The sequence below is a fragment of the Streptomyces sp. XY431 genome (assembly GCF_001279805.1).
Taxonomy (GTDB): domain Bacteria; phylum Actinomycetota; class Actinomycetes; order Streptomycetales; family Streptomycetaceae; genus Kitasatospora; species Kitasatospora purpeofusca.
On the sequence record NZ_LGDO01000528.1, the window covers coordinates 1 to 22249 of the forward strand.

Genomic DNA, 22249 nt, shown 5'->3' on the forward strand with positions numbered 1-22249 from the left:
CTCGTACGTCTTCGAGGGCTTCCTGGAGCCCGGACTCGCGGCCGTCTCACCGGCGGTGGCCGCCCTGCCGTGGGGGCGGGGGGGCGCCGGGGGGGGGTTGGGGGGGCCCCCGGGGGGGGGGCCCCCCGGCCCCGGTCGCGCTGACGCTCGCCGCCCCGCCCCGGACCTCGCGGGTCGCCCGGCAGCTGACCGGCCTGCCCGGCGGGCGCTTCCTGATGGGCACGGACGACCGGACCGGCTACCCCGCCGACGGCGAAGGCCCGGTCCGCGCCGTCGAGTTGAGCCCGTTCCGGATCGCGGCGACCACGGTCACCAACGCCGCCTTCGCCACCTTCGCCAAGGCCACCGGCCACCGGACCGAGGCCGAGGGCTTCGGCTTCTCGTACGTCTTCGAGGGCTTCCTGGAGCCCGGACTCGCGGCCGTCTCACCGGCGGTGGCCGCCGTGCCGTGGTGGCGGGCGGTCGCCGGGGCGAGCTGGCGGGCGCCCGAGGGGCCGGGCTCCTCGGTCACCACCCGCCAGAACCATCCGGTGGTGCACGTCTCCTGGCACGACGCGCAGGCGTACTGCGCCTGGTCGGGCACCCGGCTGCCGACCGAGGCCGAGTGGGAGTACGCGGCCCGCGGCGGGCTGGAGCAGGCCCGCTACCCGTGGGGGGACGAACTCACCCCGGGCGGACGGCACCTGTGCAACATCTGGCAGGGCGTGTTCCCCACCCTGAACACGGCGGCCGACGGCCACCGGGGGACGGCTCCGGTGACGGCCTTCCGGCCGAACGGCTTCGGGCTCCACAACACCGTCGGCAATGTGTGGGAGTGGTGCGCCGACTGGTTCAGCCCGGACTTCCACCGGACCGGCCCGCGCCACGACCCCGTCGGCCCGCCGGACGGCACGGCCCGCGTCATGCGCGGCGGCTCCCACATGTGCCACGACTCCTACTGCAACCGCTACCGGGTGGCGGCCCGCAGCTCCAACACGCCGGACAGCTCGGCCGGCAACATCGGCTTCCGGGTGGCGGCCGACGCGGGGTGACCTCGGGGACCGGCGGGCCCCGAGGTCAGTGGCCGCCCTTGAGGTTGAGCACGACCACGCCGACGATGACCAGGGCGAGGCCGATCCACTGCATCCGCCCCAGCGACTCGCCGAAGGCGACGACGCCGATCCCGGCCACGGCGGCGGTGCCGGCGCCCGACCAGACGGCGTAGGCGACCGAGACGGGTATGTGCTTGAGGGCGCGGCCGAGCAGGGCGAAGGACAGGACGTAGCCGATCGCCACGCCCACGCTCGGCCAGAGCCGGCTGAAGCCCTCGGTCAGCTTGAGGCAGCTGGTGGCACAGACTTCACTGATGATCGCCAGGGCGAGGAGTACGTAGGGCACGGAGCATTAAACCCCGGGCACGGCGGTGAGCCGTCCGAGGAGGTCCAGGTCCGCGTGCTCCAGGCTGTCCAGCAGGGTGATCCGGGAGCCGTTCGGGATCGCGGTGCCGGTGGACGGGACGGCGAGCACGGCGCAGCCGGCGGCGGAGGCGGAGGCGACCCCGGTCGGGGTGTCCTCGACGGCGACGCAGGTCGCCGGGTCCAGGCCGAGCCGGGCCGCGGCCGCGAGGTACGGGTCCGGGGCGGGCTTGGTGCGCGGGGTGTCCTCGGCGGCCAGGGTGACCGCGAACCAGTCCCGGCCGATGGTGCCCAGCACCATGTCGACCACCCGGCGGGGGGAGGCCGAGACCAGGGCGGTGGGCACCCGGGCGTCGCGCAGCTCGGCCAGCAGGGCGAGCGCGCCGGGGCGGGGGACGGTCTCGGCGGCGACCTTGTCGGCGAAGGAGTCGCCGAGCCGGTCGGCCAGCTCGGCCTCGCTGAGGTCGGTGCCGCTGACCCGGTGGAGGTGGGCGGCGGTGTGCTCGATCGCCCGGCCGAGCACCTCGGGCGCGTCGGCCTCGGTGAGCGGGTGGCGCAGTTCGTCGGCGAGCTCGGCGGCGGCCTCCCACCAGAGGTGCTCGGTGTCGACGAGGGTGCCGTCCATGTCGAAGAGGACGGCGGCGGGTGGGGGAGTTTCAGGCATGGCGGTACCTTCGGTGGTGCACGCGGAGGGTGGACGGATCGGGTCAGGTGCAGGTCAGACGGTACGCCGGTCGACCAGGACCGGGCGCTCCGGCAGGGTCAGCGCGGCGCGCGAGCCGACCGGCAGGGCGGCGGCGGCCTCGGTGGGCAGGTCGGCCTTGACCTCGGTGCCGTCGTTCAGGCGGACGGTGAGGCGGGTGACCGCGCCCAGGAAGGACGCCGAGACGACCAGGGCCACCCCGTGCGCGTCCGGGGTCAGCCGGACGTTCTCCGGGCGGACCAGCACCTGGAGCGAGCCGTCGGCGGGCAGCGCGCCGTCCACGGCGTGGCGGCGGCCGAGGACCTCGACGCCCTCGCCGGAGCGCTCGCAGGGGATGCGGCTCATGGTGCCGACGAACTCGGCGACGAAGGCGGTGGCCGGGCGGGCGTACAGCTCGGCGGGGGCGGCGCACTGCTCCAGCCGGCCGGAGCGCAGGACGGCGACCCGGTCGGCCATCGACAGCGCCTCCTCCTGGTCGTGGGTGACGAACAGGGTGGTGATCCCCAGCTCCTGCTGGAGGCGGCGGATCTCCTCGCGCAGCGACAGCCGCACCTTGGCGTCCAGCGCGGACAGCGGCTCGTCCAGCAGCAGGACGCGCGGCTGGAGGGCGAGCGCGCGGGCGAGCGCGATGCGCTGCTGCTGGCCGCCGGACATCTGGTGCGGGTAGCGGCCGGCGTGCTGCGGCAGGCCGACCAGCTCCAGCAGCTCCTTGGCGCGCTTGAGCCGCTCGGCCTTGCCGGCGCCGCGCATCCGCAGGCCGAAGGCGACGTTGTCGGCGGCGGTCAGGTGCGGGAACAGGCTGTAGGACTGGAACACCATGCCGGCGTCGCGCTTGTGCGCGGGGATCGCGGTGATGTCCTTGCCGTCGACCAGGACCTGGCCCGAGTCGTGCTGCTCGAAGCCGGCCAGGATGCGCAGCGCGGTGGTCTTGCCGCAGCCGGACGGGCCGAGCAGGGCGAGCAGCTCGCCGGGGTGGACGGTCAGGTCGAGGCCGTCCAGGGCGGTGGTGGCGCCGAAGGTGCGGCGCAGCGAGCGGAACTCGACGGTCGCGCTGCCGGAGGCGACGGGGGCGCCGGTGACGGGGGAGATGGCCGTGGTCATGATGGGTGACTCCGCGGGGGTTTCAGGAGGTGGCGGTCTTGGAGCCGCGCTGACGGCCGACGCTGGCCAGCAGGAGCAGCAGCAGCCAGGTGAGCAGCAGGCTGAGGATGGAGACCGCGACCGACATGTGGGCCTGGCTGTTTCCGACCGAGTAGATCCAGACCGGGAAGGGCTGGTACCCGAGGATCGAGGCGGCGGTGAACTCGCCGAGCACGAGGGCCAGGGTCAGGAAGGAGGCGTTGAGCAGCGCGCCGCGCAGGTTCGGCAGGACCACGGTGAACACCGCGCGCGGCCAGCTCGCGCCGCAGTTGCGGGCGGCCTCGACCAGGGTGCGGACGTCCACCGCGCGCAGTCCGGCGTCCAGCGAGCGGTAGGCGAGCGGCAGGGCCATCAGCACGTACGCGATGACCAGCACCAGCGGGAAGTCCGGGTCCTGGACGAACACGAAGGTCTGGAAGAACGGGGTGTCCATCAGGTAGTCCGGGCCCCAGCGGAGCACACCGATCATGCCGGCGGTCAGGGCGACCGGGGGGACGACCAGCGGCAGGGTGCAGAGCACGTCGATCACCGGGCGCAGCCGGGGCGCGCCGAGCCGGACCGCGATCAGCGCCGGGACCAGCAGGAGCAGCAGCACCAGCACGGTGACGAGGGCGAGGCCGAGGGTCAGCCAGAGGCTGTCCAGGAAGCCGGGCGCGGAGAGCAGTCCGGTGTAGGCCTCGAAGGAGATGCCCTTGGGCTCGTCGATCGAGAACCAGGCGGAGGCCGCGAGCGGGACCACGAAGTACACGCCGGCGAGCAGCAGCACGGCGCCGCGCCACCAGCGCACCTTGGGCCGGCGGGTGGCCTGGCGGTGGGTGCGGGCGGGGGAGGTCAGCTGAGCCATCGGGCGCTCCGGCGCTGGAGGGGGAGGTACACGGCCATCACCAGGACGGCCACCACGATCATGTTGAGGCTGAGGGCGAGGGCGAGGTTGCCCTGGCCGACCAGCACGTTGCCGGAGAGCGCGTCCGCGATCGAGCGGCTGACCAGCGGGACGGTCGCGCCGACCATGGCGGCGGCCGTGGCGTAGGCGGCGAAGGCGCTGCCGAAGAGCAGGACGAAGCCGCCGAGCAGCGAGGGCAGCAGGATCGGCAGTGCGACGTGGCGCCAGTACTGGTAGGTGGTGGCGCGGTTGTTCTGCGCCGCCTCGCGCCACTGGGTGCGCAGGCCGTCCAGCGCCGGGGTGATGGTGAGCACCATCAGCGGGATCAGGAAGTACAGGTAGACGATCGTCAGGCCGGTGAAGGTGTACAGCGACCAGCCGTGGTCGGTCAGGTGCAGCAGCCTGGTGATCTCGCCGGCGTTGCCGAGGGTGGCGACGAACGCGAAGGCGAGCGGCAGGCCGCCGAAGTTGGCGAGCACGCCGGAGGCGGTGAGCACCGCCTGGCGCAGCCAGCCGCGCCGGGAGGTGACGACCGCCTGGGCGAGCGGCAGGCCGATCACGGTGGCGAGCAGGGCGGTCAGCGCGGAGAGCTTGAGGCTGCTCAGCATCGCGGTGAGGTAGGCGCCCTGGACGGAGGCCGTCAGGTTGTCGAAGGTGAACTGCCCGGCACCGGCCTCCGCGTCGCTGGAGGTGGTGAACGCGCCGATCACGATGGCGACGGTGGGAAGCCCGAAGCCGATCACGAAGAACAGCAGCAGCGGCAGGGTGGCGAGCCACGCGCCGCCGAGGCGGGCGAACGGTCCGCGCCGCCGGGTGGGGGTGGGGGTGGTGCGTGCGGCGGTGGTCGACGCCCCCGCGCCGCCACCGAAGTCGGTGGCGGCGGGGGTGGTCGGCACCGGGGTGGGAGCCGTGGTCATGAGTGCCTTGTCTCAGCCGGATGAGTGGTGTCTCAGCCCGATGGGTGGTGCGTGGCCGGGGTGGGTCAGCCCGCGATGGCCTTGGTCCAGTTCTCGGTGACGACCTTCTTGGCCGCGTTGATCTGGTCCACGGTCGGGAAGTTGGTGAACGGCTTCTCGACGGTCGGCAGCTTGGCGGCCGCGGCGGCGTCCAGGGTGCCGTCCTTCTTCAGGGCCTCGAAGGTGGACGGGGTGGCGTAGCCGCCGAGGAAGAGGTTCTGGCCCTCGGCGCTGAAGAGGTACTCCTGCCACAGCCGCGCGGCGGCCGGGTGCGGGGCCCACTTGTTGATGGCCTGGTTGTAGAACTGGGCGTAGGAGCCGTCGACCGGGATGGAGACCTTCCAGTCGACACCCTTGTCCTTGAACTGGTCGCTGTAACCGGCGTTCAGGTAGGACCAGTCGATCGAGATCGGGGTCTCGCCCTTCTCGATGGTCGCCGGGGTCGACTCGACCGGGTTGAAGTTGCCGGACTGCTTCAGCTTGCCGAAGTAGTCGATGCCGGGCTGGATGTTGTCCAGCGAACCGCCGTTGGCGAGCGCGGCCGCGTAGACGCCGCCGAAGGCCGAGCCGGACTTGGTCGGGTTGCCGTTGAGGGCGACCTGGCCCTTGTACTCCGGCTTGAGCAGGTCGGCGAAGGTCTTCGGGCAGTTGGCGATCTTCTTGGCGTCGCAGCCGATGGAGATGTAGCCGCCGTAGTCGTTGACGCGGGCGCCGGCCGCGTCCTTCATGCTGTCCGGCACCTTGTCGAAGGTGGCCACCTTGTAGGGGGCGAGGATGCCGTCCTTGACCGCCTGCAGGGCGAAGGCGCTGCCCAGGTCGACCACGTCGGGGGCGCGGTCCTGGCCCTTGCGGGAGTTGATCGCGTTGATCTCGTCCTGGCTGGAGCCGTCCGGGTTCTCCTCCTCGACCTCCAGGCCGTACTTGGCCTTGAAGCCGTCGATGATCTTGCCGTAGTTCGCCCAGTCCCGGGGCAGCGTGATGACGTGCAGCTTGCCCTCCTTCTTGGCGGCGGCGACCAGGCCGTCCAGGCCGCCGAAGTCGGCGGCGGAGGTGGCGTCCTTGGCGTCCTTGGTACCGGCCTTGGCGGCGTCGCCGGCCTTGGCGGTCGAACCGGCGGAGCCGCAGGCGGTGAGGGAGAGCGCGGCGGCGGTCAGTACGGCCGCGAAGGCGGCGGCGCGGGCGCGGTGCACGGTCACGGGGAAGTCTCCTGTAAAGGGGGCGTACTGCGAGGGGGCGTTCGCGGGGGGTCCGCGGGCCTGCGTCTCGCGAAGGGCGGCGGGCCGGCCGGGTGAGGGACCGATCGCGTCGTCCGAGTTGACTAGCCAACTTCGCTGACGGGGGTAAGTACGCCGGAGCCCGATGACGGGAAGGTGAACGGATGGCCCAGAACCGGGGTCGGCTGCGGGAACGGTCGAATCAGATCGCCGGCGGATGATCGCCGGAGTGCGATGCTTCGGTGGCGCAGCGGGATATGGTCGGGCTGTCCGCGCCGGTACGGGCTGCGCAGGACACCGCCCAGGAGGGACATTGACTGACGTGGCACTGGAGCCGGGGCGCCCCGAGGGCCGCCCGACCGGCGTCGCCGGGGCCGAGCGCGCGTCCGGTTCGCTCTACCGCAAGGTCGCCGCCGACCTGCGCGAGGCGATCACCACCGGCGCGTTCGGCGAGGCCGGCCGGCTGCCCGCGGAGGGCACGCTCGCCGAGCAGTACGGCGTCTCGCGCGGCACCGTCCGGCAGGCCCTCGCCGTGCTGCGCTCGGACGGACTGGTCACCTCGCGCCGGGGCACCCGCCGCGTCGTGCTCGGCACGGCCCGGGTGCAGAGCTTCTCCGAACTGCTCAGCTTCACGCACTGGGCCTACTCGATGGGCGAGGAGCCCGGCGGCATCCTGGACTCGCTGGTCCGCCGCCCGGCCGACGCCGCCGAGCGCGACCAGCTGCGCCTCGAACCGGGGGACGAGGTCTATGTGACGGTCCGGCTGCGCACCCTCTCCGGCAAGCCGGTGATGGTCGAGCGGACCATCTACCCGCCGCGGGTCGGCGAGATCGTCGCCGAGCTGCCGCCGGACGTGGTCTCGCACACCGAGGTGCTGCGCGAGCACGGCATCCTGTTCACCGACGCCGATCACACGATCGACATAGTCGCCGCCAACGCGGACGACGCCCGGCTGCTGGGCTGCCGGCGCGGCGGTCCGCTGCTGCGCGAGCGGCGCCGGACCACGGACCCGACCGGCACTCCGGTGGAGTGGTCCCAGGACCGTTACCTGCCCGGCACGGTGGCCTTCAGCATCCACAACTCGCTGGCCACGTCGGCGCTTTCGCGGCACGCGCGGGAGAGCGACTGACTCGGGGCCGTCGCCCCGTCCGCCGCACCGCTTCACCGCCGCACCGCCGCACCGCTTCACCGCCGCACCGCCGCACCGCTTCAACGGCGGTGCGGCGGTGTGCGGTTGACGGCGCGGGTCAGCGCATCAGCGCGGCCAGCAGCGGCCGGAAGTGCGTGAACTCCGGCGTCACCGCGTCCGCCTCCTTGGCCTCGTCGTCCCAGCGGCGGACCGCCACCGCGTCCTCGGCGCCCGGGTGGGCGGCGAAGGCGGCGGCCTCCTCCTCGGACATCGGCCCGCCCTGCACCTGGAGGGTGTACTCCGAGGCCTCGGACAGCCGGGCCCGGTAGTCCGGCTCGACCGCGCACAGGTAGCGCTTGGCGGCCACGTGCAGCCGGACCGGCTCGGTGACCTCCGGGCCGAACCAGCGGGCCAGCCAGTCCGCGCCGGTGTGGCTGTGCCGGTTGTCCCGGCCTGCCATCAGGTCCCGCCCGTGCAGGGCGCCCCGGCTGTGCTTGTCGAGAGAGAGATGCCCGACGTCGTGCAGCAGTGCCGCCGCGACCAGGTGCGGGTCCGCGCCCGTCGCCTCGGCCAGCGCGCCGGCCTGCAGCATGTGCCCGGCCATGGTGACCGCCTCGCCCAGGTACTCCCCGGCGCCCTCGCCCTCGAACAGCGCGGCCAGTTCGTCCAGCGCGGCCGAACGGCGCTCCAGCACGGTCAGGGTGGAGGACAGCGAGTCCAGATCGGCGTAGCAGCCCTGGAGGTGGCGGCGGCCGTCCTGGGCGAAGGCCGTCCGGGCGTGCAGCAGCCGGACGTTGTCGAAGATCAGGCAGTCCCCGGGGTCGAGCCGGAACTCCAGCTGCAGCGCCGGGCGCAGGGTGATCGCGGCGAACGCCCGGTAGGCGGCGTAGAAGGCGTCCAGCTCCGCCGCCGGACCGCGCAGGGTCGCGATCGAGCGGTTGTTGAACCGCACCTCGCGGATCCGGCCCAGCGGGTCCACCTCGATCAGCGGCCGGTCGGCGCGCAGCTCGGTGCCCCGGTCGCGGAACACGAACGGCACCGGGGTGCGGGTCAGCACCGCGAAGTGCTCCGGCGCCTCCGCGCGCAGCAGCGCCGCCGCGTGGAAGCCGTCCACCAGGCCGGAGTCGCCGCCGGTGGCCGAGTTCTCCAGGCAGTGCAGCAGCTGGAGGGTGGGCACCGGGTCCCGGTACGGGTTGTCGGAGTGCGGGGCGATCGCGGCGCTGGTGAAGGCGAGGTTGTTCGGGTCCGGCTCGACCCGGACGTCGAACAGCTCGCCGTAGTTGGTGACCCGCACGTAGCCGAAGGTCTCCGCGACCGCCAGCACCTGCCGCTCCACCACCGGGACGCCGCGCAGCACCGCGAAGCCGGAGCGGCGGACGGCGGCCAGGACGGCGGCCCGTTCGGCCGGGTCGGCCAGGTAGGTGTCCCAGTGCGCCTCGGGGATGCCGCGGGCGAAGTCCGCGGCCGCCCAGAGCCGCTTGTCGGCCTCCGTCCGCCCGTCGCCGTCCTCGCTCCCGGTCAGCCACTCGGACGGGTAGCGCGAGCGGTGCCCGTCCGACCAGAGCACCTCCAGGTGGCCGTCCAGCTCGGCCCGCGCGGCGATCGCCAGATCGTCCGGCAGGTCGGTGATCTGGAACAGCTTCTGCCCGTTGCGCGGGTCGCGGCACTCGGTGCAGGGGCAGTTGTCGCGCAGCCAGTACGGCGACAGCTCGGTGGTGGTCATGGTCTTCTCCTCGGCGGCCCGGAGGCGGGGGGTCGAAGTTGTACAGACAACTTCTCCGTCGCGCTGGAGCCTGCCCGGGGTCGGTGAGGTCCCGGTGCCGGGGGAGTGAACGGCTCGGGAACACTGCCCGGCCGGGAGCGCGTACGCCCCCCGGCCGACGGTCCGCCGTCAGCGGCCGTAGGGGAGCCGGCGGAGCGTCCACCACGCGGCGAGCGGCGGGGTGGTGGCCGCCGCGAGGGCCAGCAGCCAGCCCACGCCGGTCGGCGGCCAGGCGAACACCACCAGCAGGTCGAGGCCGGCACCCAGGGCCAGCAGCGCCGCGGCCGGCAGGTGTGTTCCGGGGGCGAACGCGCGCAGCCGGCCGACCGTCTCGTACGCGGAGGTCAGCATGCCGGCGGTGAGGATCGAGCCGAGCAGGCCGAGGATCAGGATCCAGAGCCCGGCGATCCCGCTCATCGCGCCGTACTGGTGGGAGCGGGCACCGAGTTCGAGGTCGTTCGCGGCGAACATCAGCGAGACCGAGTCCCCCGGCTCCGGCTCGTCGAGCGTCTCCACCCGGTCCAGGGTCAGCCGCCGGGGCTCGCCGTCGGACCACGGCACGGTCAGCACCATCGGCGCGCTCCAGACCTGGTGGTCGTTGACGCTGACGCCGGTGCGCCGGGGCGTGCCGAGTACCTCGGCTATCTCCACCGTGTACGTGCCGCCGCCCGCGCGCAGGACCCGCTGGGTCCAGCGGCCCTCGGCGCCGTCCGGGCCGACCGCCTGGGCCAGGGCGGCGGTCGGCCCCAGGGCCAGCGCGACGCCCAGCAGGACCGTGACAGGCCGGCCGGGCGTGCGCGGTGGGCGCTTGTCGAGGCCGGGTCGGAACTCCGAGCGCCGGGCCCGCTCCCGTCGGCGCGCCGCCGCCGAGGCGGCCAGCCAGCCGAGGGCGCAGACCGTGGTCACCAGCAGCGGCAGCAGCCGGGCCGGGGTCGACAGCGCCACCGCTTCCGGGCTCAACGCGGGCAGCAGCGCCCACACTTCGGTGACGACGGCGCCGATCAGCGTCAGCCACCCGGTCGTTCTGGTCCATACCGTCGACATTCGCGCTCCCCCTGTGATCAAGATCGGAGCGCGAGCGTAGCGGGCCGAGGTGGGCCGGGGCGGGCCGGGACGGCGGCCGGGTGGCTTTGCGGGTCAGTGCGCCGCGGTGAGCGCCTCGCTCCAGGCGGCGTCCGCCGCGGTGAGGGCGGGGGCGGCGTCCGCACTGGTCGCGGTGGCGATGGCGGTGAGGGTGGCGCGGACGGTGCCGAGGTCGGCGGCGGTGCCGTAGTGGTTCACCCGCAGCATCGTGGCGGCCAGCGCCCCGCCGCCGGCCTGGACCGGGAGCGACGGGTCCAGCCGCAACAGTTCGCGGGCGAGGCCGGCGGCGTCCAGGCCGTCGGGGGTGCGCAGGGTGGTGGCGACCGGCGCGGCGTGCGCGTCGGCCGGGACGAAGGGGGCGAGCGTGCCGAGCGCCCGGACGCCCGTGCGGACGGCGGCGGCGGCCGCGCGGTGGCGGGCGATCACGGTGTCCAGGCCGTCCGCCGCGATCCGGTCCAGGCAGGCGCCGAGCGCCAGCATCTCCAACTGCGCGGGCGCGTGCGGCAGGGCGGTGCGCCCGGCGTCCGTCCAGCGCTCCTTCCAGTCCAGCAGCGAGAGGTAGGAGCGGCGCGGGGCGGCCGGGTTGGCGGCGATCCGCTCCCAGGCCCGCGCGGAGACCGAGACCGCCGAGACGCCGGCCGGGCCGCCCATGGCCTTCTGCCCGCCGATCACGCACAGGTCCACGCCCCAGGCGTCGGTCAGCAGCGGCTCGGCGGCCACCGAGGCGACCGCGTCCACCATCAGCAGCGCGCCGTGCTCGCGCACCACGGCGGCGATCTCCGCGACCGGGTTGGTGTTGCCGGTGGCGGCCTCGGCGTGCACCAGCGAGACGAAGTCGACGGCCGGCTCGGCCGCCAGGGCCTCGGCGACCTGCTCGGCGCTCACCGCGGTCTCGAACGGCACGGCCAGGTCGACCACCTTGGCGCCGCAGTCGCGCAGCCAGTTGCCGAAGGTCTGGCCGTAGGGGCCGGTGACGATGTTGAGCGCGGTCGAACCCGGGTGCGCGGCGCCGCGGATCGCGGCCTCCAGCGGCAGCAGCGCCTCGCCCTGGGTGACGACGACGTCGGCGGTGGTGTGCAGCAGCGCGGCGACCTTGTCCTCGATCGCCGCGAACTCGGCGGCGGTGAGCGGGGGCAGGTCGAGGAAGGGGCTCACGGTCTCGGGGCCTTTCGCGGGGAGGGGCGGTGCCGGTCCGAACGAGTCTGCCTCACATTCGCCGCTCACCGGGAACGGCGCCGTCGGTAGAGTGCCGCCATGAGCGATGGTGCGGTGCTGCACGTCCGTGGTCGGGTGCTGGTGGGGCCGGAGGACGTCCGGGACGAACTCTGGGTGGTCGACGGCCGGGTGACCTTCTCCCGGCCGACCGCCGTCGGGCTCGGCGCCGGGTCCGGGGGCGGGTCGGGGTTCGGTTCCGGTTCCGGTTCCGGGTCCGGGGACGTCCGGACGGTCGAGGGCTGGGTGCTGCCCGGCCTGGTGGACGCGCACTGCCACGTCGGCCTGGACGCGCACGGCGCGGTCGACGCCGCCACCAGCGAGAAGCAGGCGATCACCGACCGCGACACCGGAACCCTGCTGATCCGCGACGCCGGCTCGGCCGCGGACACCCGCTGGATCGACGAGCGGGAGGACCTGCCGCGGATCATCCGGGCCGGCCGGCACATCGCCCGCACCCGCCGCTACATCCGCAACTACGCGCACGAGATCGAGCCCGGCGACCTCGCCGCCTACGTCCGGGCGGAGGCCCGGCGCGGCGACGGCTGGGTCAAGCTGGTCGGCGACTGGATCGACCGGGAGCACGGCGACCTCACCGCCTGCTGGCCCGGCGACGCGCTCGCCGAGGCGATCGCGGCGGCGCACGAGGAGGGCGCGCGGGTCACCGCGCACTGCTTCGCCGCCGAGTCGCTGCCGGACCTGCTGGCGGCCGGGATCGACTGCGTCGAGCACGCCACCGGGCTGACCGAGGAGCTGATCCCGGTGTTCGCCGAGCGCGGGGTCGCGATCGTCCCGACGCTCGTCAACATCGCCACCTTCCCGCAGCTGGCGGCCGGCGGGGAGGCCAAGTTCCCGGCCTGGGCGGCCCATATGCGCCGGCTGCACGAGCGCCGCTACGACACGGTGGGCGCCGCGCACGACGCGGGCATTCCGATCTACGTGGGCACGGACGCGGGCGGCTCGCTGGCCCACGGCCTGGTCGCGGCGGAGGTCGCCGAGCTGGTGAAGGCCGGGCTCGACCCGGCCGAGGCGCTCTCGGCGGCGAGCTGGGGCGCGCGGGCCTGGCTGGGGCGGCCCGGTCTGGAGGAGGGCGCCCCGGCGGACTTCGTGGTGTACGGGGAGGACCCGCGCGCCGATGTCCGGGTGCTGGCCGATCCGCGGCTGGTGGTGCTGCGCGGCCGCCCGGTGGCCTGAGCGGGGGTGCTGCCTCTGACGCCGGCGCCCGGGGCGGCGGTCGTGGTGCCAGGGCTGTCCGGGTAGGCCGATAGGGTTACGCCCATGGCACCGCGTCCACTGAATGAGATCGTCGAGCCCGGGTGGGCCACCGCGCTGGAGCCGGTGGCCGGGCGGGTCGCCGCGATGGGCGACTTCCTCCGCGCCGAGCTGGCCGCAGGCCGCACCTATCTGCCCTCCGGACCGAATGTGCTGCGCGCCTTCCAGCAGCCCTTCGCCGACGTCCGGGTGCTGATCGTCGGCCAGGACCCCTATCCGACGCCCGGTCACGCCGTCGGCCTCAGCTTCTCGGTGGGGGAGGACGTCCGTCCGATCCCGGCCAGTCTGATCAACATCTTCCAGGAGTACGGCAGCGACCTCGGCCTGCCGCAGCCGTCCAACGGTGACCTCACCCCGTGGACGCGGCAGGGCGTGCTGCTGCTGAACCGCGCCCTGACCACCGCCCCGCGCAAGCCCGCCGCGCACCGGGGCAAGGGCTGGGAGGAGGTCACCGAGCAGGCGATCCGCGCCCTGACGGCGCGCGGCGGCCCGCTGGTGGCGATCCTCTGGGGCCGGGACGCGCGCAATCTGCGGCCGCTGCTGGGCGAGATCCCGGCGATCGAGTCCGCGCACCCGAGCCCGTACTCGGCGAGCGGCGGTTTCTTCGGCTCCCGTCCGTTCAGCCGGGCCAACGAGCTGCTGGTCCAGCAGGGCGCCCAGCCCGTCGACTGGCGGCTGCCGTAGTCCCGGGCGTCCCTCTAGCAGACCCGCGTCATCCCCGAGCGTCAACATCACCCCAACGGGTGAAATGACTCTCTGTATGACTCATATGACGGATCGTTTGAGAAGACTGGCGGCTCATCCAATTCCTGCCGTTGGTCGTGGGGTACCGCCATGTCTTCTCGCTCTTCCCGTTCCTCCCGTTCCTCCCGTTCCTCCCGTTCCTCCCGTTCCTCCCGTTCGTCGCGCCGAATCGTTTCCGCAAGCGCCGCCGTCGCGGTCTGCACACTGCTCACCGTTCCGACCGCCACGGCGGCCCCGGCCGCGCCGGGCGCCGGGACCGCCACCCCCGGATCGCCCGGCAAGGCGCGCGCCGTCACCGCCGAACTGGACCTGGACGTCAGCCTGTTGAACAAGGCCGTGGACGTCCCGGTGAACGTCTCGCTCAACAAGGTGGAGTCCCCGGCGCAGCGCGACGGCACCGTCCTCACCGCCAAGGTCGACGGCGTCGACCAGGCGGGACCGGTCACCCTGGTCAAGGCCGACGTCGGCAAGTCGGTGACCAGGACGGACGCCAAGGGCGCCACCGCCTCCGTCACCCTGGCCGACGCCGATGTGCACGCCCCCGGCCTGCCCGGGACCACCCTGCTGGGCCTGGAGGCGCTCACCGCCACCGCCACCTGTCCGGTCGACGGGCAGCCGACCGCCGACGTGGTGGCCCCCGCCAAGTTCACCGTGCTCGGCAAGTCCGTCACCGTCAGCCTCTACGGGCCGACCAAGGTGGACTTGCCGCTGGTCGGCAGTGTGTCGGTGGAGTTCTCCAAGAAGACCACCACCTCGACCACCGCCGCCGCCTCGGCACTGGAGGTCCAGGTGGCGGTGGACCCGCTCAACCTCAATGTCGCCAAGGTGACCGGCACCATCAGGATCGCCTCGGTGAGCTGCGAGAAGCCCGTCCCGGCCACGCCCACCACCACGCCCACCCCGGCGCCGACGCCGTCGGAGGCCGCGCCGGTCGTCACCCCTGCCGCCCAGCCCGTCGTGGACGCCACCCCGTCCGGCGCCCCGTCCGCGGCCCCCGGCACCGCCCGTGCCGCCGCCCCGCAGGCGGTCACCGCGACCCCCTCCGCCCGTCGGACCGGCACCGGCACGTCCTCCGCCGCGCCCGACCACCTGGCGTCCACCGGCGGCAACGACGCCACCGCCCCGCTCGCCGCCGGCGCCGCGGCCCTGGTGGCCGGCGGCGCCTTCGCCCTCTGGGGCACCCGCCGCCGCCGCACCGCGGTCGCGGCCCACGCCCGCCGCCACTGACCCCTGGTCCGCCGTCCGTGCGGGAGTGCCACCCGCGGCACTCCCGCACCGTGACCGTGCCAATGCGGACGGTTGGTTCACATGCGCGTTACATGAGAGGAACAACCGGGAAACGGCGCCTTGCAACGCTACGCGGGCACCCACCACCCAGTTTGCGAGGTACACCGCCGTGGCAATCAAGGCCGAGTACATCTGGATCGACGGCACCAAGCCGACCGCCAAGCTCCGCTCCAAGACTCGTGTCCTGCCGAACGCGGACAAGATCCCCACCTGGGGCTTCGACGGTTCCTCGACCAACCAGGCCGAGGGTCACGCCTCGGACCGCGTGCTCGAGCCGGTCCGGGTCACCAAGGACCCGATCCGCGGCGGCGACAACATCCTCGTCCTCTGCGAGGTCAACGAGACCGACGGCACCCCGCACGAGTCCAACACCCGCGCCCTGCTGCGCGGTGTCGCGGAGCAGTTCGCGGACCAGGAGTCGATCTTCGGCATCGAGCAGGAGTACACCTTCTTCAAGGGCTCCCGCCCGCTCGGCTTCCCCGAGGGCGGCTTCCCGGCCCCGCAGGGCGGCTACTACTGCGGTGTCGGCGCCGAGGAGGTCTTCGGCCGCGAGATCGTCGAGCTGCACCTGGACCGCTGCATCGACGCCGGCCTCGCCATCTGCGGCATCAACGCCGAGGTCATGCCCGGCCAGTGGGAGTTCCAGATCGGCCCGGTCGACGCCCTGACCGTCTCCGACGACATGTGGATCGCCCGCTACCTGCTCTACCGCACCGCCGAGGAGTTCGGCATCGACGCCACCCTCGACGCGAAGCCGGCCCGCGGCGACTGGAACGGTGCGGGCGCGCACACCAACTTCTCCACCAAGGCGATGCGCGAGGGCTACGACGCGATCATCACCGCCTGCGAGTCGCTCGGCGCCTCCCAGGAGCTGGTCCTGGAGCACGTCACCCAGTACGGCGCCGACATCGAGTCCCGCCTGACCGGCAAGCACGAGACCGCCCCGTGGAACGTCTACTCCTACGGTGTCTCGGACCGCGGCGCCTCGGTCCGCATCCCGTGGCAGGTCGAGGTCGAGCAGAAGGGTTACATCGAGGACCGTCGTCCGAACGCCAACGTCGACCCCTACGTTGTCACCCGCCTGCTGATCAACACCTGCTGCGCCGCCCTGGAGAAGGCCGGCCAGGTCTGATCCACGGCGATCCGCCGGTAGCACCACGCACCGCGTACGCCCGCAGGGCCCCCCGTCGCACGGGGAGGCCCTGCGGGCGTTTCCGGCATCCGTCCACCCGGCGCGGTGTCCACCGCATGGCTTCGCCGCACGGCCTCACTGCTGGCCGAGGACCATCCACTTCTCCGGCTTCGCCATGGGTTCGAAGCCGACCTTGGCGTAGACGGTGTGGGCGTCGGCGGTGGCGAGCAGCAGGCGGCGCAGGCCGTAGGGGGCGAGGTGGTCGCGGACGGCGGTGGCGAGGGCGGTGCCGAGGCCCCGGCCGCGGGCGGCCGGGGCGATGTAGACGTCGCAGAGCCAGGCGAAGGTGGCGTGGTCGGTGACCACCCGGGCGTAGCCGATCTGGGTGCCGGAAGCGCTCTCGTAGACACCGAAGTTGAGCGAGCCGGCGATGGCGAGGTCCTGCTTCTCGCGGCTGCGGCCGAGTGCCCAGTAGGCGTCCTCGGACAGCCACCGGTGGATCAGCGCGGCGTCGAGGCGCGCGGGGTCGGTGGAGATCTCGTAGCCGTCCGGCAGTTCCGTGGTCATGGCCGGATCCAAGCAGAGGAGCCGCCGCCGGACCAGCGATTACCGGTCCGGCGGCGGCCCGGTGATCACGGGCCGGTGCTCGCGGCCCGGTGGTCGCGGGCCGGTGCTCGCGGGCCGGGCCGGTCAGTGGACGGGGACGGCCTCCGTGGGCCGGCTGTGCCAGTTGGTGACGATCGGCTTGTCCACGTTGGTCGGGCCGATCGGCAGGCTGACCGGGTCGGGGTCCGGGTCGTTGACGCCGACGATGACGTCGGTGAACTGGATCGCCTGGTTGTCCTTGGTGGTCTTGGTCATGACGCCCGCGTAGGCGACGTCCGACCCGCTGAGCTTGATCGGCTGGGCGGCGGTCTGCTCGGCCTTGGCCGCCTCGATGCCGCCCGAGCCGAAGGCGATCACGGGGCGGCGGGCGGGCAGGGTGCAGGTGACGCCGGGCTTGGCCTTGGCGGTGATCAGGATGTAGCCGCCCGCCTGGGACTCGGCCTTGGCGGTGAGGACGAGGTCCTTGGCGCCGCAGGTGCCGGCGGCCTGGGCGGGGGCGGAAGCGGAGGGCTTCCCGGTGGTGGGCGCGGTCGAGGGCGCGCCGGCGGGCGCGGAGGCCGGGGCCGGAGCGGAGGCCGCCGGAGTGGAAGCCGGGGCCGCGGGGGCGGCGGCCGTCGTGGCCGGGCCGGACGCGGCGGGGGCGGGGTCGCTGTTCTCCGGCCCGCAAGCGGTGGCGGTGACGGCGAGGGCCGCGACGGCGACGGCGGTGAGAACGAGACGGCGCGGGCGCATGGCGGATCCCCCAGGGTTGTGACTGCCGGTGTCGCTCACCGGCGCAGGACGACCGTACGCCGGGGTCGTTCACGGTCCGGTGCGGGAAATATCCCGATTCTGTTCCGGACCGCCCCGCACCCTCCCTCCCGCCGCAGAAAAGATGGTCAAGAAGCGCGCCGCGCGGGACCATTCGCGTCATGACCACCCTCCCGCTGCTCCTCCTCGACGTCGACGGCCCGCTGAACCCGTTCGCCGCCCAACCGCCGGAACAGCCCGCCGGATACGGCACCCACCACGTCCGCCCGGAGTTCCTGCTGGCGCGCTTCCCCGGACGGCCGACCGGGGAGGTCGATCCGATCCGGCTCTGGATCAACCCCGACCACGGCCCCCGACTCCTCGACCTGCCCTTCGAGTTGGTCTGGGCAACAGCCTGGAAGGGCGAGGCCAACACCTGGATCGCCCCGCTCGTCGGGCTGCCCGAACTCCCGTTCATCGCCTGGCCGGAGATGTTCCACGAGGACCCGGACGGCCTGCACTGGAAGACCAGGGTCCTGGTCGACTGGGCGGCCGGGCGCCCCTTCGTCTGGGTGGACGACGAGCTGGGCCCGCAGGACACCGAGTGGATAGCCGCCAACCACCCGGGCCCGGCGGCGACGTTCCGGATCCACCCCGGGGTCGGCCTGCGGGCCGAGGACTTCGACACCCTGCGGGAGTGGGCGCGGACCGAGTTGGGAGGCTGAGCGCGGTGCTGGTCGCCAGGGTGGAGCGGCTGTGCCGGTACCCGGTGAAGTCGATGCTCGGTGAGGACCTCCGCGAGGCGGAGGTGTCGGAGCGCGGCATCGCCGGCGACCGCGCGTGGGCGCTGCTGGACGCCGACACCGGACGGGTGGTGAGCGCCAAGCACCCGCGGCTGTGGGCGGGCGTCCTCGGGTTCACGGCGGTCACCGGGCCGGGTGGCCGGGTGGCCGTGCTCGGTCCGGACGGCGAGCTCGTCGACGAGGGCGGGCTCTCGGAGCGGCTGGGCCGCAAGGTCCGGCTGGTGGACGTGCCGCCGCCGGGCGCGAGCGTCGAACGGTCCGTCCCGGAGGAGGTGCTGGCGCGCGGCGTGCGCGCCGAGGTCGGCTTCACCGTCAGCGAGTTGGGGCGCGGCGCGCCGTCCGGCACCTTCTTCGACTTCGCGCCGCTCCACCTGCTCACCACGGCCGCCCTCGCCGCCGCCGACGCGCCCGAGGCGGCGGCCGGGCGGTACCGCCCCAACCTGGTGCTGCGGACTCCCGGCGGTGTCGCCGGTTTCGTCGAGAACGGCTGGGTGGAGGGGGAGTTGGCGGTCGGCCCTGAGCTGCGCCTGCACGTCCTGGCCGCGACTCCGCGCTGCGCCGTCCCCACCCTCGCGCACGGGCCGGGGCTGCCGCGCTCGGCGGCGGCGCTGCGGGTGCTCGCGGAGCGCAACCGGGTGGTGCCGCTGCCGGGCATGTCGGCGCTGCCCTGTCTGGGTGTGTACGCCCGGGTGCTGAGGCCCGGGCGGGTGCGGGTCGGGGACCGGGTCGGGCCGGTGTCCTGAGGGGTTTTCCCGCGGAAACGGAACCGGTTGCCGCTCCAGGAGGTCCCATGGGTACCAGAACCGAGTCCGGGGAGGCGACCGGGATGGGCGGCGGGCACCGGCAGTTCGAGGACACGGCGGGCAAGGGCACGGCGGGCAAGGGCGTGGACGGCAAGGGCGTGGACGGCAAGGGTGTGGACGGGAGCGCGGGCGGACGGGCGGCGCGGTGGGCGCGCTGGGCCGTGGTCGGGACGGCCGGGGCGACCCTGGCGGTGGTGCTCCTGACCTCGGGGGACGGCGGGTCGGGCGGGCGCTCGGCGCCGGTCACGGTGACGGTGACGACGCCCTCGGGCACGCCGACGCTCACCATCCCCGGTCCGGGCCCGCTGCCGTTCGGGACGTCCGCCGCCCTCGGCCGGCCCGCCGTTCCCTGACTCCCTAACCCAGGGCCTCGGCGAGCGCGGCGAGGAACGCGTCCGTGGTGCCCTCGTCCCGGACGGCGATGCGGAGCCAGTCCGGCCCGAGGCCGGGGAAGGTGTCGCCCCGGCGGACGGCGAAGCCGCGTTCGCGCAGCCGGTCGCGCACGGTGTCCGCGCCGGGCAGCTCGACCAGGACGAAGGACGCCGCCGGTTCGCCGTGCACCCGGACCTCGGGGAGGGCGGCCAGGCCCTTCAGCAGGTGGTCGCGCCGGAGTCCGAGCTCGTGGGCGGCCTGCTCGGCCTCGTCGAGCGCGGCCGGGGCCGAGCAGGCCGCGGCGGCGACCAGGGCCGGGGTGGAGACCGGCCAGAGCGGCTGGGCGGCGGCGAGTCCGGCGATCAGCGGGGCCGGGCCGAGCACGTAGCCGATCCGCAGCCCGGCCAGCCCCCAGGTCTTGGTGAGGCTGCGCAGCACCACCACCCGGCCCGGCAACTCCCGTGCCGCGGCCAGGGATTCGCTCTCCCCGGGCACGGTGTCCATGAACGCCTCGTCGATCACCAGGGTGCGGCCGGGCCGGGCCAGGGCGGCGACGGCGGCGGCCGGGTGGAGGACGGAGGTGGGGTTGGTGGGGTTGCCGAGCACGACCAGGTCGGACTCCTCCGGGACGGCGTCGGCGGTCAGCCGGAAGCCCTCGGCGGGGGAGAGCAGGGCGCGGTGCACCGGGTGCCCGGCGTCCCGCAGGGCGGCCTCGGGTTCGGTGAACTGGGGGTGCACCACCGTGATGTGACTGGGCGTCAGGACGCGTGCGAGCAGGACGAACGCCTCGGCGGCGCCGGAGGTGAGCAGCACCTCGTCCACCGGGCGGCCGTGCCGGGCGGCGACGGCGGCGCGGGCGGCGGTGCCGTCGGGGTACGCGGCGAGGTCGGCGAGGGTGGCGGCGAGGCGGGCGCGCAGCCAGGCCGGGGGTGTGCCGGTGCGGACGTTGACGGCGAGGTCGACCAGGTCGGCGCCGTCGGCGCGGACCTCGGCGTCCCCGTGGTGGCGCAGGTCCGGCTCGTGCGCCTCGGGTCCGGCGGGGGAGTGGGGGGTCACGGGTGCTCTCCTGCGTTCCGGTGGTGGGGGGTGCGGGCGACGGCGGCCGTCGCGGACGCGGTCTTCCGTTTGGGGGCGAGGAGTTCGCCGCCGCCCGTCGCCGCCAGCGCCGCCGCCTCGGCCACGCTGACCGTCCCGACCGCCTCGCCGACGGTGCCGGACGGGTTCGGCACCCGGACGGCGGCCAGCGCCCCGGCCGGGTACTCGATCACGGGGGCGCCGAGTGCCGCCGCGGCCGCCCGGACGGCGGGGTGGCCGCCCTTGCCGGTGAGGGTCGCGAGCGCGCGGACGGCGTCGGCGGGCAGTCCGGCTCCGGCGAGGGTCCGCCGGATCAGCTCCAGCAGTTCCGTCTCCGTGGCGGTCGCGCGCACGCCCACGCCGACGACGAGGCCGCCGTCGTGAACGAACCCGTCGCCGTCCGGCGGGCGCACTGCGCCGTGCACGTCACGAGCGCCCCGCGCATCCCGCGGAGTCCGCGCCCCCCGAGTGCTCCCAGCGCCCCGCGGCCCGCCGTCGCCCCGGTCCTCGGGGCGAGCGTCGGGTCGGCCGGGCCCGTCCCGGTCCGGATTCCTCACGCCGCACTCACCGTCCGCTCACGTCCCGCTCCTCCACGTCACCCGCCCGACACCTGCCCGAGGTCCGGACGCCGGCCGGCCCGGCCCTGCGGCCACCGAACGCCACCGGGGCGGCCGAAATCCGCCGGTCGCCGCTCGGGCGGAACACCGCAGGTCAGGGCGATACCGGGCGTCGGGGGCCGCCGGAAATCCCACCACGCCCGCGACGGACGGGTCAATCGAGCCGATTGTGACGTTCCCCGGCCGCCGTCCGGCGGCGAAGCTCGGCCACCGATCCCTGTTCGCCAGTTCTTCACCTCTCCGCCGAGGCCCGCGCCACCGCACCGCTCCTACTGTTTGCGGCGCTCCGAAACCGCCGGTGCCCCGACCGGCGGTCCTCTCCCACCCGGCAGTACCCGGCGGCCGGGAAAGCCTGCCCTGCCCGCCGCCGATCCCGACGCACGGAGGACACCATGCCCGAAACTCCGGACACTGTTGACATGAGCGCCACCACCACGAGCGCCGGGGGTGCCGCCCCGAGCCGCCCCCGCCGCCGCAAGCTCACCGCCTCGGCCGCCGGGCTCGGCCTCGTCGCCGGCTCGCTCGGCCTCTGGGCCGCCACCGGCTCCACCGCGCAGGCCGCCGCCCTGCCGACGCCCGACCACGTGGTCGTCGTCGTCCTGGAGAACCACGCCTACACCCAGGTCATCGGCAGCTCCAGCGCGCCGTACATCAACAACACCCTCAAGGCCGGCGGCGCCACCCTCACCCAGTCCTTCGGGCTCACCCACCCCAGCGAGCCCAACTACTACCAGCTGTTCTCCGGCTCCAACCAGGGCCGCACCGACGACAGCTGCGTCTCCGTCGGCTCGATCAACAAGCCGAACCTCGCCTCCGAGCTGATCGCCGCCGGCCAGACCTGGGGCAGCTACAACGAGGGCCTGCCGAGCCAGGGTTCGACCGTCTGTTCCAGCGGCAAGTACGCGCAGAAGCACAACCCGTGGTTCGGCTTCTCCAACGTGCCGACCAACACCGCGTACACCATGACGCAGTTCCCGACGAACTTCGCGACCCTGCCGAAGGTCTCCTTCGTCGTCCCGGACCTGTGCAACGACATGCACGACTGCTCGGTCGGCACCGGTGACACCTGGATCAAGAACAAGCTCGGCGCCTACGCCACCTGGGCCAAGGCCAACAACAGCATCCTCGTCGTCACCTTCGACGAGGACAACCGCCTCGCCGGCAACCGCATCCCCACCGTCTTCTACGGCGCCCACGTCACCCCGGGCTCCACCACCGCCACCACCTACAACCACTACAACGTGCTGCGCACCCTGGAGGACCTCGCCGGCCTGACCAGCCACGCGGGCAACGCCGCCACCGCCGCCACCATCACCGGCATCTGGAACTGACGC

General features: G+C 74.0%; 23 protein-coding genes. 10 read left to right on the forward strand and 13 right to left on the reverse strand.

What is annotated here, in order from left to right; all coding sequences use genetic code 11:
• Positions 1-140 precede the first annotated feature (140 nt).
• Positions 141-1031 (forward strand): formylglycine-generating enzyme family protein, encoded by an 891-nt coding sequence (locus ADK60_RS40890; protein ID WP_053652124.1) that lies wholly within the window; start codon positions 141-143, stop codon positions 1029-1031.
• Positions 1032-1056: 25 nt separating this feature from the next.
• Here the strand turns inward: ADK60_RS40890 and ADK60_RS40895 are convergent, their stop codons facing one another.
• The 6 genes from ADK60_RS40895 to ADK60_RS40920 all read right to left on the reverse strand — a co-directional run bounded on the left by ADK60_RS40895 (position 1057) and on the right by ADK60_RS40920 (position 6272).
• The gene (locus ADK60_RS40895) at positions 1057-1377 is read right to left on the reverse strand and encodes a DMT family transporter (protein ID WP_030394916.1); all 321 of its coding nucleotides are present in this window, start codon (positions 1375-1377) and stop codon (positions 1057-1059) included.
• 6 nt (positions 1378-1383) lie between these two features.
• The gene (locus ADK60_RS40900) at positions 1384-2058 is read right to left on the reverse strand and encodes an HAD family hydrolase (protein ID WP_053652126.1); all 675 of its coding nucleotides are present in this window, start codon (positions 2056-2058) and stop codon (positions 1384-1386) included.
• Positions 2059-2112: 54 nt separating this feature from the next.
• Positions 2113-3198 (reverse strand): ABC transporter ATP-binding protein, encoded by a 1086-nt coding sequence (locus ADK60_RS40905; RefSeq protein ID WP_045939339.1) that lies wholly within the window; start codon positions 3196-3198, stop codon positions 2113-2115.
• Positions 3199-3220: 22 nt separating this feature from the next.
• Positions 3221-4081: an ABC transporter permease gene (locus tag ADK60_RS40910; protein ID WP_053652128.1), complete on the reverse strand. Its 861-nt coding sequence runs from the start codon at positions 4079-4081 to the stop codon at positions 3221-3223.
• Positions 4069-5037 (reverse strand): ABC transporter permease, encoded by a 969-nt coding sequence (locus ADK60_RS40915; RefSeq protein WP_045939337.1) that lies wholly within the window; start codon positions 5035-5037, stop codon positions 4069-4071. The genes ADK60_RS40910 and ADK60_RS40915 overlap by 13 nt, the downstream gene beginning before the upstream one ends.
• 65 nt (positions 5038-5102) lie before the next feature.
• Positions 5103-6272: an ABC transporter substrate-binding protein gene (locus tag ADK60_RS40920; protein WP_053652130.1), complete on the reverse strand. Its 1170-nt coding sequence runs from the start codon at positions 6270-6272 to the stop codon at positions 5103-5105.
• Between the two features lie 340 nt (positions 6273-6612).
• On the opposite strand from ADK60_RS40920, the gene ADK60_RS40925 reads away from it, so the two are divergent.
• Positions 6613-7419, forward strand: a complete 807-nt coding sequence (locus ADK60_RS40925) for a GntR family transcriptional regulator (RefSeq protein WP_234371500.1) — start codon at positions 6613-6615, stop codon at positions 7417-7419.
• Positions 7420-7537: 118 nt separating this feature from the next.
• Here ADK60_RS40925 and tmpA read toward each other — a convergent pair whose 3' ends face one another.
• The 3 genes from tmpA to ADK60_RS40940 form a co-directional block, all read right to left on the reverse strand.
• On the reverse strand, positions 7538-9142 hold the full coding sequence (gene tmpA, locus ADK60_RS40930; protein ID WP_053652132.1) for a 2-trimethylaminoethylphosphonate dioxygenase: 1605 nt from the start codon (positions 9140-9142) through the stop codon (positions 7538-7540).
• A 168-nt stretch (positions 9143-9310) separates the two neighbouring features.
• Complete coding sequence (locus ADK60_RS40935; RefSeq protein ID WP_053652134.1) at positions 9311-10225, reverse strand: hypothetical protein; 915 nt, start codon at positions 10223-10225, stop codon at positions 9311-9313.
• Positions 10226-10318: 93 nt separating this feature from the next.
• Positions 10319-11419, reverse strand: a complete 1101-nt coding sequence (locus tag ADK60_RS40940; protein WP_053652136.1) for a pyridoxal-phosphate-dependent aminotransferase family protein — start codon at positions 11417-11419, stop codon at positions 10319-10321.
• Between the two features lie 99 nt (positions 11420-11518).
• Between ADK60_RS40940 and ADK60_RS40945 the strand changes: the two genes are divergently transcribed.
• The 4 genes from ADK60_RS40945 to glnII all read left to right on the forward strand — a co-directional run bounded on the left by ADK60_RS40945 (position 11519) and on the right by glnII (position 15911).
• Positions 11519-12670, forward strand: a complete 1152-nt coding sequence (locus ADK60_RS40945; RefSeq protein ID WP_053652138.1) for an amidohydrolase family protein — start codon at positions 11519-11521, stop codon at positions 12668-12670.
• Positions 12671-12754: 84 nt separating this feature from the next.
• Complete coding sequence (locus ADK60_RS40950) at positions 12755-13432, forward strand: uracil-DNA glycosylase (RefSeq protein ID WP_053652140.1); 678 nt, start codon at positions 12755-12757, stop codon at positions 13430-13432.
• A gap of 150 nt (positions 13433-13582) precedes the next feature.
• Positions 13583-14719: an SCO1860 family LAETG-anchored protein gene (locus ADK60_RS44335; protein WP_107094854.1), complete on the forward strand. Its 1137-nt coding sequence runs from the start codon at positions 13583-13585 to the stop codon at positions 14717-14719.
• Between the two features lie 169 nt (positions 14720-14888).
• Positions 14889-15911, forward strand: a complete 1023-nt coding sequence (glnII, locus tag ADK60_RS40960) for a glutamine synthetase (protein ID WP_045943847.1) — start codon at positions 14889-14891, stop codon at positions 15909-15911.
• Positions 15912-16046: 135 nt separating this feature from the next.
• Here glnII and ADK60_RS40965 read toward each other — a convergent pair whose 3' ends face one another.
• The gene (locus ADK60_RS40965) at positions 16047-16478 is read right to left on the reverse strand and encodes a GNAT family N-acetyltransferase (RefSeq protein WP_053652144.1); all 432 of its coding nucleotides are present in this window, start codon (positions 16476-16478) and stop codon (positions 16047-16049) included.
• Between the two features lie 123 nt (positions 16479-16601).
• Positions 16602-17249: a hypothetical protein gene (locus ADK60_RS40970; protein ID WP_053652146.1), complete on the reverse strand. Its 648-nt coding sequence runs from the start codon at positions 17247-17249 to the stop codon at positions 16602-16604.
• 179 nt (positions 17250-17428) lie between these two features.
• Here ADK60_RS40970 and ADK60_RS40975 point away from each other — a divergent pair, with 179 nt between their 5' ends.
• Genes ADK60_RS40975 through ADK60_RS40985 form a run of 3 tightly spaced genes read left to right on the forward strand, consistent with a single transcriptional unit; the run spans position 17429 to position 19205 of the window.
• Complete coding sequence (locus ADK60_RS40975) at positions 17429-17971, forward strand: hypothetical protein (RefSeq protein WP_045943842.1); 543 nt, start codon at positions 17429-17431, stop codon at positions 17969-17971.
• Positions 17972-17976: 5 nt separating this feature from the next.
• On the forward strand, positions 17977-18792 hold the full coding sequence (locus ADK60_RS40980) for an MOSC N-terminal beta barrel domain-containing protein (protein ID WP_234371498.1): 816 nt from the start codon (positions 17977-17979) through the stop codon (positions 18790-18792).
• Positions 18793-18839: 47 nt separating this feature from the next.
• Positions 18840-19205: a hypothetical protein gene (locus ADK60_RS40985; protein ID WP_053652148.1), complete on the forward strand. Its 366-nt coding sequence runs from the start codon at positions 18840-18842 to the stop codon at positions 19203-19205.
• 4 nt (positions 19206-19209) lie between these two features.
• Here ADK60_RS40985 and cobC read toward each other — a convergent pair whose 3' ends face one another.
• Together cobC and ADK60_RS40995 are read right to left on the reverse strand one after the other, a co-directional pair.
• A complete protein-coding gene (gene cobC / locus ADK60_RS40990; protein WP_053652150.1) occupies positions 19210-20280 on the reverse strand; it encodes an Rv2231c family histidinol phosphate aminotransferase CobC in 1071 nt (356 codons plus the stop codon).
• Entirely contained in the window at positions 20277-20723 is a 447-nt protein-coding gene (locus ADK60_RS40995; RefSeq protein WP_234371499.1) for a cobalamin biosynthesis protein, read from the reverse strand. The genes cobC and ADK60_RS40995 overlap by 4 nt, the downstream gene beginning before the upstream one ends.
• A 611-nt stretch (positions 20724-21334) precedes the next feature.
• On the opposite strand from ADK60_RS40995, the gene ADK60_RS41000 reads away from it, so the two are divergent.
• Positions 21335-22246 carry an alkaline phosphatase family protein gene (locus tag ADK60_RS41000; protein ID WP_053652154.1) on the forward strand — a complete coding sequence of 304 codons (912 nt, stop codon included), beginning with the start codon at positions 21335-21337 and terminating at the stop codon, positions 22244-22246.
• Positions 22247-22249 lie beyond the last annotated feature (3 nt).

Bases quoted from the DNA above. Each gene is read 5' to 3' on its own strand.
- ADK60_RS40985 (WP_053652148.1), top strand. From the start codon at position 18,840: ATGGGTACCAGAACCGAGTCCGGGGAGGCGACCGGGATGGGCGGCGGG.
- ADK60_RS40950 (WP_053652140.1), top strand. From the start codon at position 12,755: ATGGCACCGCGTCCACTGAATGAGATCGTCGAGCCCGGGTGGGCCACC.
- ADK60_RS40970 (WP_053652146.1), bottom strand. From the start codon at position 17,249: ATGCGCCCGCGCCGTCTCGTTCTCACCGCCGTCGCCGTCGCGGCCCTC.
- tmpA (WP_053652132.1), bottom strand. From the start codon at position 9,142: ATGACCACCACCGAGCTGTCGCCGTACTGGCTGCGCGACAACTGCCCC.
- ADK60_RS40915 (WP_045939337.1), bottom strand. From the start codon at position 5,037: ATGACCACGGCTCCCACCCCGGTGCCGACCACCCCCGCCGCCACCGAC.
- ADK60_RS40945 (WP_053652138.1), top strand. From the start codon at position 11,519: ATGAGCGATGGTGCGGTGCTGCACGTCCGTGGTCGGGTGCTGGTGGGG.
- ADK60_RS40900 (WP_053652126.1), bottom strand. From the start codon at position 2,058: ATGCCTGAAACTCCCCCACCCGCCGCCGTCCTCTTCGACATGGACGGC.
- ADK60_RS40965 (WP_053652144.1), bottom strand. From the start codon at position 16,478: ATGACCACGGAACTGCCGGACGGCTACGAGATCTCCACCGACCCCGCG.
- ADK60_RS40935 (WP_053652134.1), bottom strand. From the start codon at position 10,225: ATGTCGACGGTATGGACCAGAACGACCGGGTGGCTGACGCTGATCGGC.
- ADK60_RS40910 (WP_053652128.1), bottom strand. From the start codon at position 4,081: ATGGCTCAGCTGACCTCCCCCGCCCGCACCCACCGCCAGGCCACCCGC.
- ADK60_RS41000 (WP_053652154.1), top strand. From the start codon at position 21,335: ATGAGCGCCACCACCACGAGCGCCGGGGGTGCCGCCCCGAGCCGCCCC.
- ADK60_RS40975 (WP_045943842.1), top strand. From the start codon at position 17,429: ATGACCACCCTCCCGCTGCTCCTCCTCGACGTCGACGGCCCGCTGAAC.
- ADK60_RS40905 (WP_045939339.1), bottom strand. From the start codon at position 3,198: ATGACCACGGCCATCTCCCCCGTCACCGGCGCCCCCGTCGCCTCCGGC.
- ADK60_RS44335 (WP_107094854.1), top strand. From the start codon at position 13,583: ATGTCTTCTCGCTCTTCCCGTTCCTCCCGTTCCTCCCGTTCCTCCCGT.